The following is a 13,462-nucleotide window of genomic DNA, read 5'->3' on the forward strand; positions in this document are numbered from 1 at the left end:
GCATAATGTATGATAAGCATGATGGAGAGATCCGTGTATAGCGAGGTTTGCGAAGACTTTAAACGAGAACTGAACTCCCAAAAAATTGACCATTTATCTGTGCCTATATAGGAATGTGTTACCCCTAGCCGTTGGCCAGGGGTTATTCTACATTGGTATGTTGTTCCTAATTATTTGCTTCTTCCATCTATCTCGATCTTTATAGAATGATTCAGTTGAAAAATCTCTTATTTCGTATTTCCTTGGTAACTGCATTGTTATTTATATATAAAGCATAGAAAAAAGCAACCTAGATAAGAGTTGCTTTCGATTATATTATGTTTCTATATTAATTTATTATAGTCTTGTGCTCCATAAAAGAAGCGTAAAATAACTACCTTTTCTGCGGCTTCGTCCACTTTATAGACAAGAATATAATTCTTTATAACCGCCTTTCGATAACCTTCCTTCTCCAATCGATTATCTTGACACTTAGGATACATTACAGGGTTATTTCTTAGATGAGCATAACACTTATCAACCTCGTCAAGGAAATCAGAAGCAGCTGTTGGATTTGCCAGCTGAACTGCAATGTATGAAACAATATTATCTAAATCCTGATGAGCAAGTTCTGTGACAATCAATCTATACATCGTATTTTTCTCTTATGCTTTTTAATGAAGATTCGCCATCAAGAACTTTTTCTTCCGCCAATTGTTGTTCAGCTGCATTCAGCTTTTCGTAGACATCAAGCATAAACATCTTTTCCTCATACGTTTTCATGCTCATGAGAACCATGTCTCCATATCCGTTCTTGGTAATAAAAATAGGCTCATCAGATTCTTGACACATTTGAGAAATTTCACTCGTATTTTTCAAATCGCGAATTGGGATTATTTTAGGCATAACATCCAGCTCCTTTTCGTGGCCTTATTGTACCATAAATATCCCCTACATTCAATGATCTTACTAATCATCTTATTAATCATCCCTACTATCTGTCACCATCTTTATAAAATAGTAAGCGGATGGATCTAATGGCGACCAACCGCTTACTGCTGTTTTGTTATCCCTCCCCGGGCTTTGTCGTCATTAGGCGATACAGTTTCGTATTCCGCGGGAATTTGTCGGTAAATGGAACAAGGGAACTGCCTACCTTCATAAGTCCATTTCCGGCGTCTACATTCGTGATGTATGAGAGTTGCAGGTCTGAAATATTAAGCAACTCGGCAAGCTCCATCCGATCGGTGCTGGCCTGATTCAACATGACGATAAATTCACTATTTGCTAACATGGTACGTGCCGTATGGCTTTGCAGCAAATCGTCCACGTTTTGCGTAATTCCCGTACAAAAGGCGCCATACTTTCGGACACGCTTCCAAAGCGTGAAAAGAAAGTTGGCGCTATATTCATGCTGGAACAACAGATAAATCTCGTCGATAATGATAAACGTATTTTTTCCCTTTGCCCGGTTTTGTGTAATCCGATTCAGGATACTATCCAGTACGACTAACATGCCAATCGGGAGCAGCTGCTTTCCCAAGTCAAGAATATCATAGCAAATGAGCCGGTTATAGACATTAACATTAGTAGGCTTTGCGAACGTATTCAGACTGCCGGAAGTAAACAACTCAATCGCCAGAGCAATGTCTTGCGCTTCTGGTTCAGATTGCTTGAGCAGTTCAGCGTGAAAATGTTGCAAAGTAGGCGGGTCGCCTTTGAAATTGCTTTGCAAATAAGTTCGATACACTTTTGCGGTGCAGCGGTCGATCAACGACTTCTCCTTTGCGCCAAGGGGATAGCCGCCCATCAGTTGTTCGCACAGCGACAGAACAAACTCCGACTTGAGGATGATTGGATTGGCCCCGTCGCCGTACTGTCGATTGATATCCATGGCATTAATATGATTCGGCGAGGTTGCGGAAATATGGACCGTTTCGCCGCCCAGTGCTTCCACCAGCGCAGAATATTCACGCTCAGGGTCAATCAGGATCACGTCGTCATCGCCTGCTAGCACCAGATTGACTATCTCACGCTTTGCCGTAAAACTTTTACCTGAGCCGGATACCCCCAGAATGAAACTGTTCCCGTTTAACAGTTGCTTGCGGTTGGCCATAATCATATTCTTACTGATGACATTTTGGCCGTAATACATACCGCCGGGATGGATGACCTCCTGTGCCCGGAATGGAATGAAAACGGCAGTGCTTTCCGTCGTCAAAGTTCGCAACGCATGTACCTTGCGCAATCCATACGGAAGCACCGTATTGAGTCCGTCCATTTGCTGAAAGGTCAGCGGTGCTAACTGGCATAGATGCTTGCGAGCAGTTGTCAACAGGGCTTCGGTATCGTTGTCCAACTGCTCCTTGCTCTCCGCAATATGCACCATTGTCAGCAGTCCGAACATCATGCGCTGGTCGCGTGTCGTCAGATCGTCCAGAAACTCCTTGCTTTCCTTGCGTTGTTGCTCCATATCATAAGGAACAACGGCAGAGAAATTATTATTGTTGTTTTGCCGCCGCTGCCAATTCGTTATATTCGTTTCCACGCCGAGCAGCCGGTTTTCCACTTCGCGGACGGCCTCATCGGTCGGAATCGGTATCACATCAAGAGATAGCAGCAAGTTCCGGTTTAGGTCGCATAATTCAGCCACCATGCTGTCCTTGATGTAGCTCGCGTATTCCCGTAGAAAAACGACACGGCCAAAGTAGCGTCCCATCCGAAAGTAATCCCGTTCGAACTCAAACGTATCCGGACTGATGTAATCCTTGAAGTCATGTCCCTTGCGCATGGTAGCTGACAAGTCAAAGTGATAGTCAGCCTCCTCGCCAATTCGAAAAAAATCATGGAGCATGCGCAGGCGATCTGTCGCATCCAGTTCCACGCATGCGGAACCAAGACGCGAGAAATGCGCCATCAGTTCCGAACCGATTCTGGCGAAATACTGACGGGCATCCTCCACATTTCTTTTGACCACAGATACCGTAATATATTTTTCCTGAAAAGTGCCGTTTGCGCCCATCGCCTTGTCGAGCAACATCTGGTTGTATTCCTCGCGGTATCCATCAAGTCCGTCCTGACGATGGGGGATCAGCAAGGTGTCTTCCACGTCCAGCCGATTTAAACGTCGGTTATGAATCGTGATTTTCGTCGTCGCGCCGCTATCGAGAGAATTAAGCAGTTCGCAATAGGCTAGGAACATTGCTTCCTTGTCTTCTCTGGAGGCGACAGCGTAGTTCATGTCTTCAAATCGGTACGACTTAGAAAACTTGTTGCCCACAAAAAAAATCCCATCTGGCCAGATGGCACGAATCGGGATGACTTGCTGGACACCCTTCGGAATGGCGAACCGTTCCTTGTCTTGCTTGATAATTCGTTTAAGCGTTTTAATCACGAGCTTCACTCTCCTTGCTCACGCTGCTGGACATACTTATGCAGCACCTCGTAGTAAATGTTCGTCGCGCGATAAACCAGCCGTTTGGGCATGAGAAATTCGGATTTTACATACGTCCACAGAAGCTGCTCTGCCGTCATGCCGTGGTAGTGAATAAACCCGAGCGCGGCGCAGGGGGCGGCTCCCAGAATGCACATCCAACTGAGCGTCTCCACGCCGAAGCGGTCTCGCAAAGCAAAGTACAAGCCAATTGCCACCAGAACGGCCAATACTGAAAAAAAGAACTGCCGCAAGGACAGTCCAAAAAACAAGCTCTCGGTATATTCCCGGATTTCCCGGTTAATTTTGACTTCCATGTGTAGGACCTCCCGAATCTGCCGCCCGTGCATCGGGCTGGCGACTATCTATGTTGGCGAAGCCCTGCTCATCGAACGGATGAAGATGACTCGATAACGCGGACGCAAGCTGTATGCCATCTTTCAGACCTTGCAGATATAGCCATTCATTCATAATTGCTTGCTTGAGGTGCTGACAATCTTCCCAACCCGCAAATTCCGGCATGCGCCCGATGTCCATGCCCGCGAATAAGCGTTCAAATGCTTTTCTTTCGTTTTCCCGAATGCGGCTAAGTTCGGAGTGATTTTCAATAAGATCGGATACATTGTCTAGCCGTTTTTGAATCGCTTCTCTGAACCATGGCGGAAATTTCATCGTTTGCCCACACCTCTCATCTACCATGTCTCCGATGCCGTTTGCGTCGGGTACGCTCATAACGAACGAGCAATTCATCCACTTTGCGACTTTGCTCCTGCAATTCCTGGTTGTCGGATAATCGAATGGATTGCTTCAATGACTGCTCGCCTAGCTTGTTCAGCTCCTGTCGTTCTTTCTCCAATTTACGCAATAGATTGCTCATTCTTCCACCGCCTTGTTTTCAGATGGGCTACCGATTAACATATCTGGATATGAGTTTTTAACCCCCCCTGATAGTAATTTCAAAACTCATGTAAGTCAATTCTGTGCTTGTCCATAATAGGAACTATGAACTCCTATTCGGAAAGAGATGACAAGCGATGCACGTTTACGATAAAAAAATAGTAGGCCAGCGGATACGCAAACGGAGAGAAGCATGGGGCATGTCACGCGAGCAACTGGCCGAGCAGATCGGGCGTGTTCCCCGGTTTTGCGCGGACATTGAGCGGGGGAAAGCCGGCATGTCGATAGAAACGATGCTCAGCATCTGTCATGTGCTGAAACTGTCTCCGAATGATTTGCTGCTACAAAACGTTTACGCTGAACCTTCCAATGAAATTGAGCTGATTATGGCCGCGCTCCAGCAATGCACAGACAAACAGCGCAAAGACTCGCTGGCGCTGCTGAAGCTGTTTCTGACCGCCATCCAATAATTCCCGCCTATAAACCCATCATCTCCCGAACGACCCGGTCGGCCATCTTCACCGTGCCGACCAAGACCAGCATGTTAAAAATGAGTTCTCCGATGTACGTCCATACCATCGTGACCGCGCCTGAGCCAGCTTCGACAGCCGGGGGCGCGCTGGCAAACGCCGCGTAGATGATGCACGCCAGCACAATGATCGCCCCTTCCATACAGGCGGCTGCATATCCTTTCAGAAATGATTTGCCGATACTCTGGCTCGGCTCGCCAGCGAATGAGGCGAGCGGAACCGGAGCAATCGCTGTATACAGATAAATCCGAAAAAAACGCCCGTACACAGAAAGAATCATGATGAAGGACAGAACGGTAATAAACAGGCTGCCCAGCAAAGAGACGACCCAGAGTGGTATGCTTTGCCAAAACCCGACATCTTCGATCGCCTGGGTAATCGTGTCCGGCAGCGACATGCCATCCACCGCACCAAACCCCGAACGGGACATCATCGTCGAGATGATGCCCTGCACAATCGTAAACAGAGCCATCATCAGTTCCAAACCATAGGTGACAACTGCCTTGGCCAGCACAAATCGGACAAATAACTTGACCGCCAGCTCCGGCCGCTTCAGTTCGGCAAAATTACCCGCTGTTTTCATCACACCGACGACAAAAAATAAAACCAGCAGCGCCAGTCCCGTTGCCTGTAACGCGCCGTGAATATCCGTGATGATGCGCCAAATGGTGCCCCCCTTGAAATCGACTGGTGACTGGGTAACAAGGTGCCAGATTTCATTCATTTTCTGCTCCCAGGTATCTAGAGCATTCTCCAAATTATCTGCAATCCAACTGTTTTTCGACATACGCTCACCCTTCTGTCGAGGGAGGAACGGGCGTCGGCTCATTCCTCATCCTCCATGGCTTAACCTGTGATCAGGTCCAAAATCTCTTTGGTAAACGTGATGATGACGCCCCCGGCCAAGGTTAAAAAACCATTCGCTCGCTGCGAAGGGTCATGCGACTTGAGCGACAAGCCGATCTGCACAACGCCAAACCCCAAAATAATCATGCCGACCGCGCGAATCAACCCGAAGATAAAATTGGACAAGTTGTTGACTGTCGTCATCGGGTCGCTTTGGGCATAGGCGGTGGAAACTAGCATCGTCCCGAACAGCACCGTCATCATGTAGAAAGCAATCAGCCATTTCGTTTTACGTTTCAAACGCGATCCATCCCTTCATGTAAAAATAATGCCTCCAGTTCTTCCTCTGACAAAAGCTCATATTCACCGTTCTCATCCAATTGCACCGTCTTCCAATCGAGCGCATGCTCCGTACCGCCGTGCTGGTACGCCTGACCTGCGCCGTCTGTCGTCAGCGCGATATGAGGATGGCGCAGTACCTCGTATTTGTCATCAAGCACCGGTCGTTCCCCACGAATAAACAGCAGCGCATAACGATTATCAAGGAGTCGCACTTCATCAGGGGTAAGCAATTCCCGGCCAGACTGCTGGTAGTTGATGGAATAGCTGCCGCTGCGTCCTTTACTTTGGCCGTAGGTGTTCGTATCAATAGTTTCTTTGCCAAGTAGCTCCGACACATACTTGTGCGTGGATTGTTCATTGCCACCCAGATACAGGAACAGATCGCAGTTGCCGACGATGGATTCCCATGCGTCCTTGTACAACACTTTAAGCTGTGCCAAGTTTTGCAAAATGATAGACACCGATATTTCCCGACTGCGGATCGTTGAGAGCAGCTTGTCGAACTCATCGGGCAGGGCGACATTCGCGAACTCGTCCATGACAAAATGCACATGCACTGGTAGACGGCCGCCATAACGGTAGTCCGCTTCGTACATGAGGCATTGAAAAAGCTGCGTGTACAGCATGCCCACGATAAAATTGAAACTGCTGTCGTTGTCGGGGATGACGGCAAATAGCGCCGTCTTCCGGGTGCCGATACGTGGCAAGTCCATTTCATCGACCAGGCTCATTCCGGCAATGCTGTGCAAATTGAATTTTTCCAATCGCACGCCAAGTCCGATCAGAATGGATTTGGCTGTCTTGCCCGCAGCCAGCTTGAAGATGTTGTATTGCTTGACGGCGAGATGTTCCGGGTCGCGCATGGCAAGCCGCTCGAACAATTCATCTAGCGGGCTTTGGTACGTTTCGTCTTCTTCCCGAACCTCGGCAGCAGCAATCATTTCCATAATCATCGGGAAGTTCTGCTCCTCCGGCGGCGCTTCATAGAGCAAGTACAGCATGAGCGCTTCCAGCAAGGCGGTTTCAGAACGTTCCCAAAAGGGATCGTTCGTATTGCTGTTTTTTGGCGTCGTGTTGCGAATCAGATTGGTGACCAGCTTTAGCACATCCTTATCATCCTGCAAATAGGAGAAAGCGTTGTAGCCGTGGGAACGGTGCGGATGAATCAAATCCAACACTTTAATGTCATACCCTTTCGTCTGAAGCAAATGACCGGTGTCACGCAATATTTCGCCTTTCGGATCAAGTACGACATATGAGGTGTGCGCCTGCATCACGTTCGGCTTCGCATAAAACCGCGTTTTGCCGGAACCGGAACCCCCTACGACGAGAACATTCAGATTACGGCGGTGCTTGCGTCCATCTAGACCGATGCGCACGTGCTGCGTCAATATTTTGTTTTGCTCCGCTTGCTTGCTCTGGTATTTGGCGTTGATCGGTTTCGCCTTGCCCCACTTGGCGCTGCCATGTTCTTCGCGGCGACGATAATTACGCGGCGAAGCCAGATACGCGCCAACCGCCAGCCCATAAGCCAGCGTACAGACGAGCAGGCTTCGGATTGAATCCTCAACCCACTGGAGTTGAAAGGGATTCGCCTCGCTTAGATGAAGCAGGATTGCAGGCAATCCCCCAGATAACGCCGGGGCGACGAGCAGCGCCACCCATATGACGGGAATAAAAAAAACCGCAACGAGTACTAGTTGACTCCTTGCGGCTTTAGCGCGTTTCATGGCGACTCCGGCGTTTCATTCTTTGATAGGGCGCATCCAACGTTTTCAGTAGCAGATCGTCCACCGCATCGGTCGGCCGCCGCTCGCCTATCAAGTCATTACGCAGCTTATTCAACGCGTTGATGACAATGCCATGCTCGTAGTGGTCGAGACTGAGTATGCGTTCTTCCGTTTTCATGGTTCCTCACGCTCCTTAGCGGGTAGGATCGGTTCGACCTGGTTGCGAAGGTCGCCGCTGCGGGTTCAGTATGCGGTGCATACGCCGGGAAATCGTATGCGAAGCTTCTTTCATCGTCGTCAATTCCGCACGAATCGGCTGCGGCTCCAAGTCTTTGAACCGTTCTGCCACCCGGTCAAACCGGAACGCGGTCGTTTCAACTCCAGCCTGCTTGCAAAGGATATAGGCAACACTGTAGGCATGAAACTGATATTCTGATCGGCTGTAGCGACTATCGCCGCGATCCATTTCCGCATGCGCCAGTTCCTGCGCCAGTGCGCGGAAGATGTCTCCAGCTGCCAGCCCGCGGCGGATGACAATGTTGCGCACATCCGGTTGGTAGAGCGCATGCACATCCGCAGGAAGCGCATCGCTGATTGTGATCGGTACTGGCGCACGATCCATGAGCGCCTTGATGCGGGTGCGATCATCCGGGTAGACCGGTTGATCCGGTTTCTTTGCAGTGGTTTGGGCTATATCGAACATCTTCTTCGGGTTGTAGCTGGTCGCAGTGCTTCCATCTTCCCGCCGGTATTCCTCGCCCGGTTCCAAAATATAAAAACCGGTTTCCTTGCGGCGGATCGATACGCCTTGTTCCTTCCAACCCTCGAAATCCGCTATGCGTGTCGCTTCCGGGCGTTGTGCTAAAATCAGCAGCGCATTGGAGACACTGTAACGGTCAAAACGGCTTTGCACATCCAGATAACGCTGAAACTGTTCTCCATTTTGAACAATCGTCATCGTCGTCGTATCAATCGTGTCGTAAGTCCACTGCCGCTGTTCCTGTTTTTGGTGAACCCACGCTTCCTTGTCAAACGACTGCTCTCGCTGGATGGAAGGAGTAGAGAATAATTCGTCCAGTTCGTTCATTTGGATTTCCCTCGCTTTCGATTCCGGGTAGTGGGCGTTGGCGTTTTGTCGCCCGATGTTGCCTTGCCACGATTCCTGCGTTTAGGCAAAGACGGCTCACGCTCCATTTGCCGCCGTCTTTTCTCCGCTTCGCGATTTTCTTCACGAATTTCACGCAACAGTTGACGGATCGACACCTTTTCCTGCGCCGGTTTACGATCAGTCGAATCCCTTACGTTGTCGACGCTGTGCCCGGAGATAGGCACGGACGGAATGGCCGGTTCCATCGTTCTTCCCTCCTGCATCGGGGGAGAGGGCAGCGGTGTCTGCTGCTGCACTCGTTCGTCGGCCGAAGGTGCGGCTGCCGGGGGAGTCGATTCCGGAGGCGCGGCTTCCGGTTGCTGGCTTGCTGCCCGAACCTCCTCCGGCTGTTCGGTCTTTCCCAGCAGTTCGTCCAAAAAATCTTCTCGAACTTCCTCCGTGACAGATGGCGGACTCCCTTCCCGCTCAGGCGCTTCGCCGTTTAACTCCGGCGTTTGCGCAGTTTGGCTCTCGTCCGGCTGCTTTTCGCTGCGGGTATTTGCAATTTCTTGTTTGATGCTGGCCGTGTCTACCGTCGCCAGTTTGAAGCGCTCGACGATCCGGTTGATCTTGGACGCATCTTCGGCACGCACCATCACATCGCAAAGCCCGTCCACGTTCTTTTTGTCGCGTAGCGCGCAATATAGCACACCGTACCGCTTGGCCTCCTTACAAAAAGTCGGGAGATCCTCGGTTTTCACGGCAAACACCTTGAGTTCCTTGCCGCTGCGGAGCAAACTTTCCAAACGGATGCGCCCTTTTGTCCGTTTCTGTCCCTGCAAGGCGGCGAACAAATACACCGCCAAATGCTTAGCGCCTTCCCCGGAAATTTTGGCCACCATCTCGATGCCCCGCAGACTCATGCTGACGACTTGATCGGCCGCTTCGTTTCCGCTCATCGGCGTTCATCTCCTTTCGTATGTGATGTTCGGGTTCACGTTCACGCAATAAATGGACCATCCCCTCCGAACGGGCGAGAATACCCGTGCAAAGCTTCACCTCCTTTCGCAGTTTCGCAAGCTGCCGGGTCGCCTCGGCAATTTGTCTTTTGATTGCCTCACGCTGCTCCGGCTGCTTACAACGGCGCAACCGGTTGTACAATGCCTTGCGCGCGCTGTACCCTTGTTTCATTTCCTCCTGAAGCCCGGTGAGATTTGCGAGTAGCTCATCCTTCGTGGTGATGCGGCGGCGACACAGCATTCTTGTCTGCTCGGTGATGACCGTCAAGTGGCGCAAGTCTTGACGCAACAAAAAATGCGTCCTTCGCGGGGACGCACGTTGACGGGGCAGGATGCCCATTTCATATAAATAGCGTAGGTACAACGCCTGCAAGCCGCTGAATTTACGTCCAGCCCTCCAAACTCCACGAACCCTGACAACTCGCTTTCGGCGCGGTAGCGGAAGTGAGGGCTGGCGCTTCGGCATGTGGTTTTGCAAGATGCGCTCCTTTAACGCTTCCTCCGTATATTCGTATCCCAAACTGCGCAAGCGGACGAAGCGCTCCTTGCCGGGCGGACGCACTGCCAGATGTTTCACATTGGTTTTGATCGCATACCCTTGTTTTTGCAGAGCGGCGAAAAACTGGGTCATTGTCATGGAAGCTGCGATGGCGGTGTCGATGTCCTCACGAATCAATCCCCGCCAAGTTGGTTTGTTTTCGCGTTCCGCCTGCCACTCCCCATAGTGCTTAGCTTTACCTGGTTCGGGATGTTCAATGACCGACAGCGCATGCTCCCGGCAAAGCCGGTCGGACGTTTGCCGCAGCAAAGCGTAGGAAGCTTTGTTGTCGTAGTACCGCTTGCCATCTACAAAAGAAACAGCATTCAACACAAAATGATTGTGCAAATGTCCCTTGTCCAGATGGGTCGCTACGACGACTTCAAAGCGTTCTCCCCATAGTTCTTGCGCCAGCCTAACCCCGATGGCATGGGCAATTTCCGGCGTCGCTTCGCCCGGCGCGAACGACTGATATCCGTGAAACGCGACAATGCCATCCGTTTTTTGAAATTGTCGCTTGGTGCGCTGCATTTGCTCATAAGCGGTGAGCGGGTCGCAGTTGATGCCGTTCACGTACAGTTGCCTCTCCGTTTTCGCATCCGCTGTCGCATAGCCAAGCGCCTGCTGCAAGCTATCTGGTTCGGCGCGATCTTGTGTCGTTTTGTCGGGATTTCGAGCGTAGTCCAGTACGCGCTTCAAACGGTCAGTCACATCCCAGATCGCGGTCGTTGCCATTTGTCATGCCCCCTTACGGCGGATGTCCGCTTGTATGCATCGAAGGTAGTTCGCTTCTTCGCTCCGGTCCGGTTACCGCTTGTTGAATGTGCTGAACAGCACGGCGCAAGTGATCGGCTTCCTCCTGAAAGGCAGCTCTTTCCAGACGACCGGTCGTATGTGCCTTCACAGCCAGTTGATTCAGATTATTGCCTATGGCGTGCAGCTCTCGAATCATCGCGTAGTAGTCCAGCGGCGGCAGCTGCTTCGGTACATATCCATTAATGAGCGCTCGGATGTACGCCTCCCGAGAAAGTCCTGTTTTTTCCACTTCTCTAGTAAGGCGAGCATGTTCGCTTTCACTCAGGCGAAGCAGAAATGATATCGAACGTTTCCTCATCGACCATCACCCCTTTCCATAAATGTCTCCTTGAAGCAGAACGCTGCCGCGATGAACAACCAGTTTGAACACGATTCGATCATCGAAACGATAGCATCGCGATGATGGGGTCTTAGGGGCTGCGCCCCTAACAAGCGAATTTGGATATCCAAATTCAGTGCTTGCTGCAACACGAGACATTCGTCTCGCGTCGCCTTCAAGGCACCTGCCGGGAAAAAGAGGGGACCCCCAAAAACAACAAAAAGACGCCGATCCGCTCAGCGCCTTCCTCCGAACTTTATTGTTATCTCACCAACCAGCGATAATCCTGACGGCAGTCTACAATGAAATCAACATACACGATTTCATCCTGAATTTGATACAACACCAAATACCATTTTTCCACGAACATCTTATGGTACCTATTTGACGGGATAAATTCCGCTTCCTGAAAAGGATAGCGTTCCGGCAATCGCGCCAAGGAACGTATCGCATGCAGCAATTCGTTTTTCGTTTTTCGCGCCGCATCCGGACTTTTCTCCGCAAGAAATCGCACATGAGTCGCCAGCATTTGGCGGGCGCGATCGGAAACGATGATCTTATATCGGGGCATCTTTTCCATGCTGCACCTCGTCAATAATGCCCTCCAGGTAAGCGTCCAGTTCATCCGGCGTCACGCCAGCACGGCCCGCCAAACGATCTTCTTGCACAGCGAGCAGTTCTTCGCGCAGCTTTAACATCTTCTCGCGACGAGAGAACGTCTCGATGTCCATTACGACAAGATCGCCTTCACCGTTCTTGGTTAGATAAACCGGTTCCCCGGATGTTTTGCATAGATCGGCGATTTCATTATAGTTTTGCCGGATACTGGCGGAAGGTTTGATAATCATCTTGCTCACTCCTTGCATAGCTGTATATTGACTTTATTATACCTATTACATGCTATACATTCAATGAGGTTGCGCTTATCCCCAATCTGTCCACATCTCATCCACATGCAGTGCTCGTAACCGCTCATCGAGATGGCGCTTCGCGTCTTCTTCGTAATTCCATCAATTCATTGTTTACATCCTTTCCAAGTTTAGGCGGCTCATCGGATACGAGAAGGACGGGAGAAAGGAGTCTCTGTATCGTGGCCGCCGCCAATCGCCCCGGCTCGTCATTGTCCAGATGCAGCACCAGTCGATTTACCTGCGGATAGTTCTGCAAGTATTGCGTGAGAGCAGCAGGCAGGGTAGTTTGCTCCTGATCCGCCTTGGGCCTGAAAATGCCGGCCAAAGACAGCTTATGCGCCTGTTGCCAATCCCTACCGGCGAGATGTTCCAGCGTACAGTAAGATAAAAGATCAATGGAACTCTCAAACAGATGTAGTTCATTACTGTCTTCTGAGGACGGAATAGAAAACGAATACCGCTTGTCGCTTCCAGCGGCTTCCCCCATATAACGGGTGCTTGTCGTTCCGCGTATCGCCGCATAGCGCGGAATCCCTTCTTGGTCAAAACCGACGAATACCGCGTTGTGATAGCGTCGGCTTTCATACAATCGCCCTGTTTCAAGACAATATTCGACCAACGCGCGATGAATACCGCGTTTGTTGAGGTAGGTCATGACGCGATGCGAGTTACGATTCGGTTCGGGAAGCTCAAACTGCACCGGGCGATGTTGCGAAGGGTGCGAAAACGTAGGCGCGCTGACCGGATGAACGTCTTCGATTAGCAACACCGCATCAGGAAAAGACATGCCTCGCACTTTCATTAAATAGTCCAGCGCCGAGCGTCCGCCGATCCCCCTTGACCACCAGTACCATTTGCCGTTGGAAATTTTCAAGCTGTCATGTGTCCGGGTAGTGTAAACGTTGCGGGAGCAGCGTACCAGTTCAGCAGGCTCATACATTTGTAAATATGTTAGTAAATCCAGACTTTTCGCACGTTCGATCTGTTCCTTGCTTACATAACTCATTGCCGCAGC

At 50.5% G+C, this 13,462-nt stretch carries 18 protein-coding genes; 1 reads left to right on the forward strand and 17 read right to left on the reverse strand.

Translation table 11 applies throughout. The features are described 5' to 3' along the window. Positions 1-323: 323 nt before the first annotated feature. The 6 genes from ACFPXP_RS19640 to ACFPXP_RS19665 form a co-directional block, all read right to left on the reverse strand. A complete protein-coding gene (locus ACFPXP_RS19640) occupies positions 324-632 on the reverse strand; it encodes a type II toxin-antitoxin system RelE/ParE family toxin (RefSeq protein WP_141336214.1) in 309 nt (102 codons plus the stop codon). Continuing rightward, on the reverse strand, positions 625-885 hold the full coding sequence (locus ACFPXP_RS19645) for a type II toxin-antitoxin system Phd/YefM family antitoxin (RefSeq protein ID WP_379896098.1): 261 nt from the start codon (positions 883-885) through the stop codon (positions 625-627). The genes ACFPXP_RS19640 and ACFPXP_RS19645 overlap by 8 nt, the downstream gene beginning before the upstream one ends. A 160-nt stretch (positions 886-1,045) precedes the next feature. Beyond that, positions 1,046-3,373, reverse strand: a complete 2,328-nt coding sequence (locus tag ACFPXP_RS19650) for a VirB4-like conjugal transfer ATPase, CD1110 family (protein ID WP_379896099.1) — start codon at positions 3,371-3,373, stop codon at positions 1,046-1,048. A 5-nt stretch (positions 3,374-3,378) separates the two neighbouring features. Next, positions 3,379-3,729 carry a PrgI family protein gene (locus tag ACFPXP_RS19655; protein ID WP_127608046.1) on the reverse strand — a complete coding sequence of 117 codons (351 nt, stop codon included), beginning with the start codon at positions 3,727-3,729 and terminating at the stop codon, positions 3,379-3,381. After that, a complete protein-coding gene (locus tag ACFPXP_RS19660; protein ID WP_127608047.1) occupies positions 3,713-4,084 on the reverse strand; it encodes a hypothetical protein in 372 nt (123 codons plus the stop codon). The genes ACFPXP_RS19655 and ACFPXP_RS19660 overlap by 17 nt, the downstream gene beginning before the upstream one ends. A 16-nt stretch (positions 4,085-4,100) precedes the next feature. Further along, the gene (locus tag ACFPXP_RS19665; protein ID WP_054795922.1) at positions 4,101-4,289 is read right to left on the reverse strand and encodes a hypothetical protein; all 189 of its coding nucleotides are present in this window, start codon (positions 4,287-4,289) and stop codon (positions 4,101-4,103) included. A gap of 157 nt (positions 4,290-4,446) precedes the next feature. On the opposite strand from ACFPXP_RS19665, the gene ACFPXP_RS19670 reads away from it, so the two are divergent. Beyond that, on the forward strand, positions 4,447-4,779 hold the full coding sequence (locus ACFPXP_RS19670) for a helix-turn-helix domain-containing protein (protein ID WP_127608048.1): 333 nt from the start codon (positions 4,447-4,449) through the stop codon (positions 4,777-4,779). A 7-nt stretch (positions 4,780-4,786) separates the two neighbouring features. Here ACFPXP_RS19670 and ACFPXP_RS19675 read toward each other — a convergent pair whose 3' ends face one another. The 11 genes from ACFPXP_RS19675 to ACFPXP_RS19725 form a co-directional block, all read right to left on the reverse strand. Beyond that, positions 4,787-5,668, reverse strand: coding sequence for a hypothetical protein (locus ACFPXP_RS19675; RefSeq protein ID WP_449288668.1), 882 nt, complete (start codon positions 5,666-5,668; stop codon positions 4,787-4,789). 17 nt (positions 5,669-5,685) lie between these two features. Continuing rightward, on the reverse strand, positions 5,686-5,985 hold the full coding sequence (locus ACFPXP_RS19680) for a glutamyl-tRNA amidotransferase (RefSeq protein WP_430016623.1): 300 nt from the start codon (positions 5,983-5,985) through the stop codon (positions 5,686-5,688). Next, positions 5,982-7,757, reverse strand: coding sequence for a VirD4-like conjugal transfer protein, CD1115 family (locus ACFPXP_RS19685; protein ID WP_379896100.1), 1,776 nt, complete (start codon positions 7,755-7,757; stop codon positions 5,982-5,984). Before ACFPXP_RS19685 ends, ACFPXP_RS19680 begins: the two co-directional genes overlap by 4 nt. Further along, a complete protein-coding gene (locus ACFPXP_RS19690) occupies positions 7,744-7,935 on the reverse strand; it encodes a hypothetical protein (protein ID WP_054795919.1) in 192 nt (63 codons plus the stop codon). Before ACFPXP_RS19690 ends, ACFPXP_RS19685 begins: the two co-directional genes overlap by 14 nt. A 15-nt stretch (positions 7,936-7,950) precedes the next feature. Continuing rightward, the gene (locus ACFPXP_RS19695) at positions 7,951-8,844 is read right to left on the reverse strand and encodes a hypothetical protein (protein ID WP_379896101.1); all 894 of its coding nucleotides are present in this window, start codon (positions 8,842-8,844) and stop codon (positions 7,951-7,953) included. Then, complete coding sequence (locus tag ACFPXP_RS19700) at positions 8,841-9,803, reverse strand: DUF3801 domain-containing protein (RefSeq protein WP_379896102.1); 963 nt, start codon at positions 9,801-9,803, stop codon at positions 8,841-8,843. Before ACFPXP_RS19700 ends, ACFPXP_RS19695 begins: the two co-directional genes overlap by 4 nt. Next, a complete protein-coding gene (locus ACFPXP_RS19705; protein ID WP_379896103.1) occupies positions 9,715-11,136 on the reverse strand; it encodes a relaxase/mobilization nuclease domain-containing protein in 1,422 nt (473 codons plus the stop codon). The genes ACFPXP_RS19700 and ACFPXP_RS19705 overlap by 89 nt, the downstream gene beginning before the upstream one ends. A gap of 13 nt (positions 11,137-11,149) precedes the next feature. Further along, positions 11,150-11,515: a plasmid mobilization protein gene (locus ACFPXP_RS19710; protein ID WP_379896104.1), complete on the reverse strand. Its 366-nt coding sequence runs from the start codon at positions 11,513-11,515 to the stop codon at positions 11,150-11,152. A 283-nt stretch (positions 11,516-11,798) separates the two neighbouring features. Beyond that, the gene (locus ACFPXP_RS19715; protein ID WP_379896105.1) at positions 11,799-12,116 is read right to left on the reverse strand and encodes a type II toxin-antitoxin system RelE/ParE family toxin; all 318 of its coding nucleotides are present in this window, start codon (positions 12,114-12,116) and stop codon (positions 11,799-11,801) included. Continuing rightward, positions 12,094-12,384 carry a type II toxin-antitoxin system Phd/YefM family antitoxin gene (locus ACFPXP_RS19720; protein ID WP_144938692.1) on the reverse strand — a complete coding sequence of 97 codons (291 nt, stop codon included), beginning with the start codon at positions 12,382-12,384 and terminating at the stop codon, positions 12,094-12,096. Before ACFPXP_RS19720 ends, ACFPXP_RS19715 begins: the two co-directional genes overlap by 23 nt. 124 nt (positions 12,385-12,508) lie before the next feature. Further along, on the reverse strand, positions 12,509-13,453 hold the full coding sequence (locus ACFPXP_RS19725) for a DUF3991 domain-containing protein (protein WP_379896106.1): 945 nt from the start codon (positions 13,451-13,453) through the stop codon (positions 12,509-12,511). Between the last annotated feature and the right edge of the window lie 9 nt (positions 13,454-13,462).

The sequence above is a fragment of the Marinicrinis lubricantis genome (genome assembly GCF_042658665.1).
In the GTDB taxonomy this organism is placed as follows: Bacteria; Bacillota; Bacilli; order Paenibacillales; family KCTC-33676; genus Marinicrinis; species Marinicrinis lubricantis.

Excerpts from the sequence above, each read along its gene's own strand:
- ACFPXP_RS19640 (WP_141336214.1), bottom strand. The coding sequence starts at position 632 with ATGTATAGATTGATTGTCACAGAACTTGCTCATCAGGATTTAGATAAT.
- ACFPXP_RS19645 (WP_379896098.1), bottom strand. The coding sequence starts at position 885 with ATGCCTAAAATAATCCCAATTCGCGATTTGAAAAATACGAGTGAAATT.
- ACFPXP_RS19655 (WP_127608046.1), bottom strand. The coding sequence starts at position 3,729 with ATGGAAGTCAAAATTAACCGGGAAATCCGGGAATATACCGAGAGCTTG.
- ACFPXP_RS19660 (WP_127608047.1), bottom strand. The coding sequence starts at position 4,084 with ATGAAATTTCCGCCATGGTTCAGAGAAGCGATTCAAAAACGGCTAGAC.
- ACFPXP_RS19665 (WP_054795922.1), bottom strand. The coding sequence starts at position 4,289 with ATGAGCAATCTATTGCGTAAATTGGAGAAAGAACGACAGGAGCTGAAC.
- ACFPXP_RS19670 (WP_127608048.1), top strand. The coding sequence starts at position 4,447 with ATGCACGTTTACGATAAAAAAATAGTAGGCCAGCGGATACGCAAACGG.
- ACFPXP_RS19675 (WP_449288668.1), bottom strand. The coding sequence starts at position 5,668 with ATGAGCCGACGCCCGTTCCTCCCTCGACAGAAGGGTGAGCGTATGTCG.
- ACFPXP_RS19685 (WP_379896100.1), bottom strand. The coding sequence starts at position 7,757 with ATGAAACGCGCTAAAGCCGCAAGGAGTCAACTAGTACTCGTTGCGGTT.
- ACFPXP_RS19690 (WP_054795919.1), bottom strand. The coding sequence starts at position 7,935 with ATGAAAACGGAAGAACGCATACTCAGTCTCGACCACTACGAGCATGGC.
- ACFPXP_RS19695 (WP_379896101.1), bottom strand. The coding sequence starts at position 8,844 with ATGAACGAACTGGACGAATTATTCTCTACTCCTTCCATCCAGCGAGAG.
- ACFPXP_RS19700 (WP_379896102.1), bottom strand. The coding sequence starts at position 9,803 with ATGAGCGGAAACGAAGCGGCCGATCAAGTCGTCAGCATGAGTCTGCGG.
- ACFPXP_RS19705 (WP_379896103.1), bottom strand. The coding sequence starts at position 11,136 with ATGGCAACGACCGCGATCTGGGATGTGACTGACCGTTTGAAGCGCGTA.
- ACFPXP_RS19710 (WP_379896104.1), bottom strand. The coding sequence starts at position 11,515 with ATGAGGAAACGTTCGATATCATTTCTGCTTCGCCTGAGTGAAAGCGAA.
- ACFPXP_RS19715 (WP_379896105.1), bottom strand. The coding sequence starts at position 12,116 with ATGGAAAAGATGCCCCGATATAAGATCATCGTTTCCGATCGCGCCCGC.
- ACFPXP_RS19720 (WP_144938692.1), bottom strand. The coding sequence starts at position 12,384 with ATGATTATCAAACCTTCCGCCAGTATCCGGCAAAACTATAATGAAATC.
- ACFPXP_RS19725 (WP_379896106.1), bottom strand. The coding sequence starts at position 13,453 with ATGAGTTATGTAAGCAAGGAACAGATCGAACGTGCGAAAAGTCTGGAT.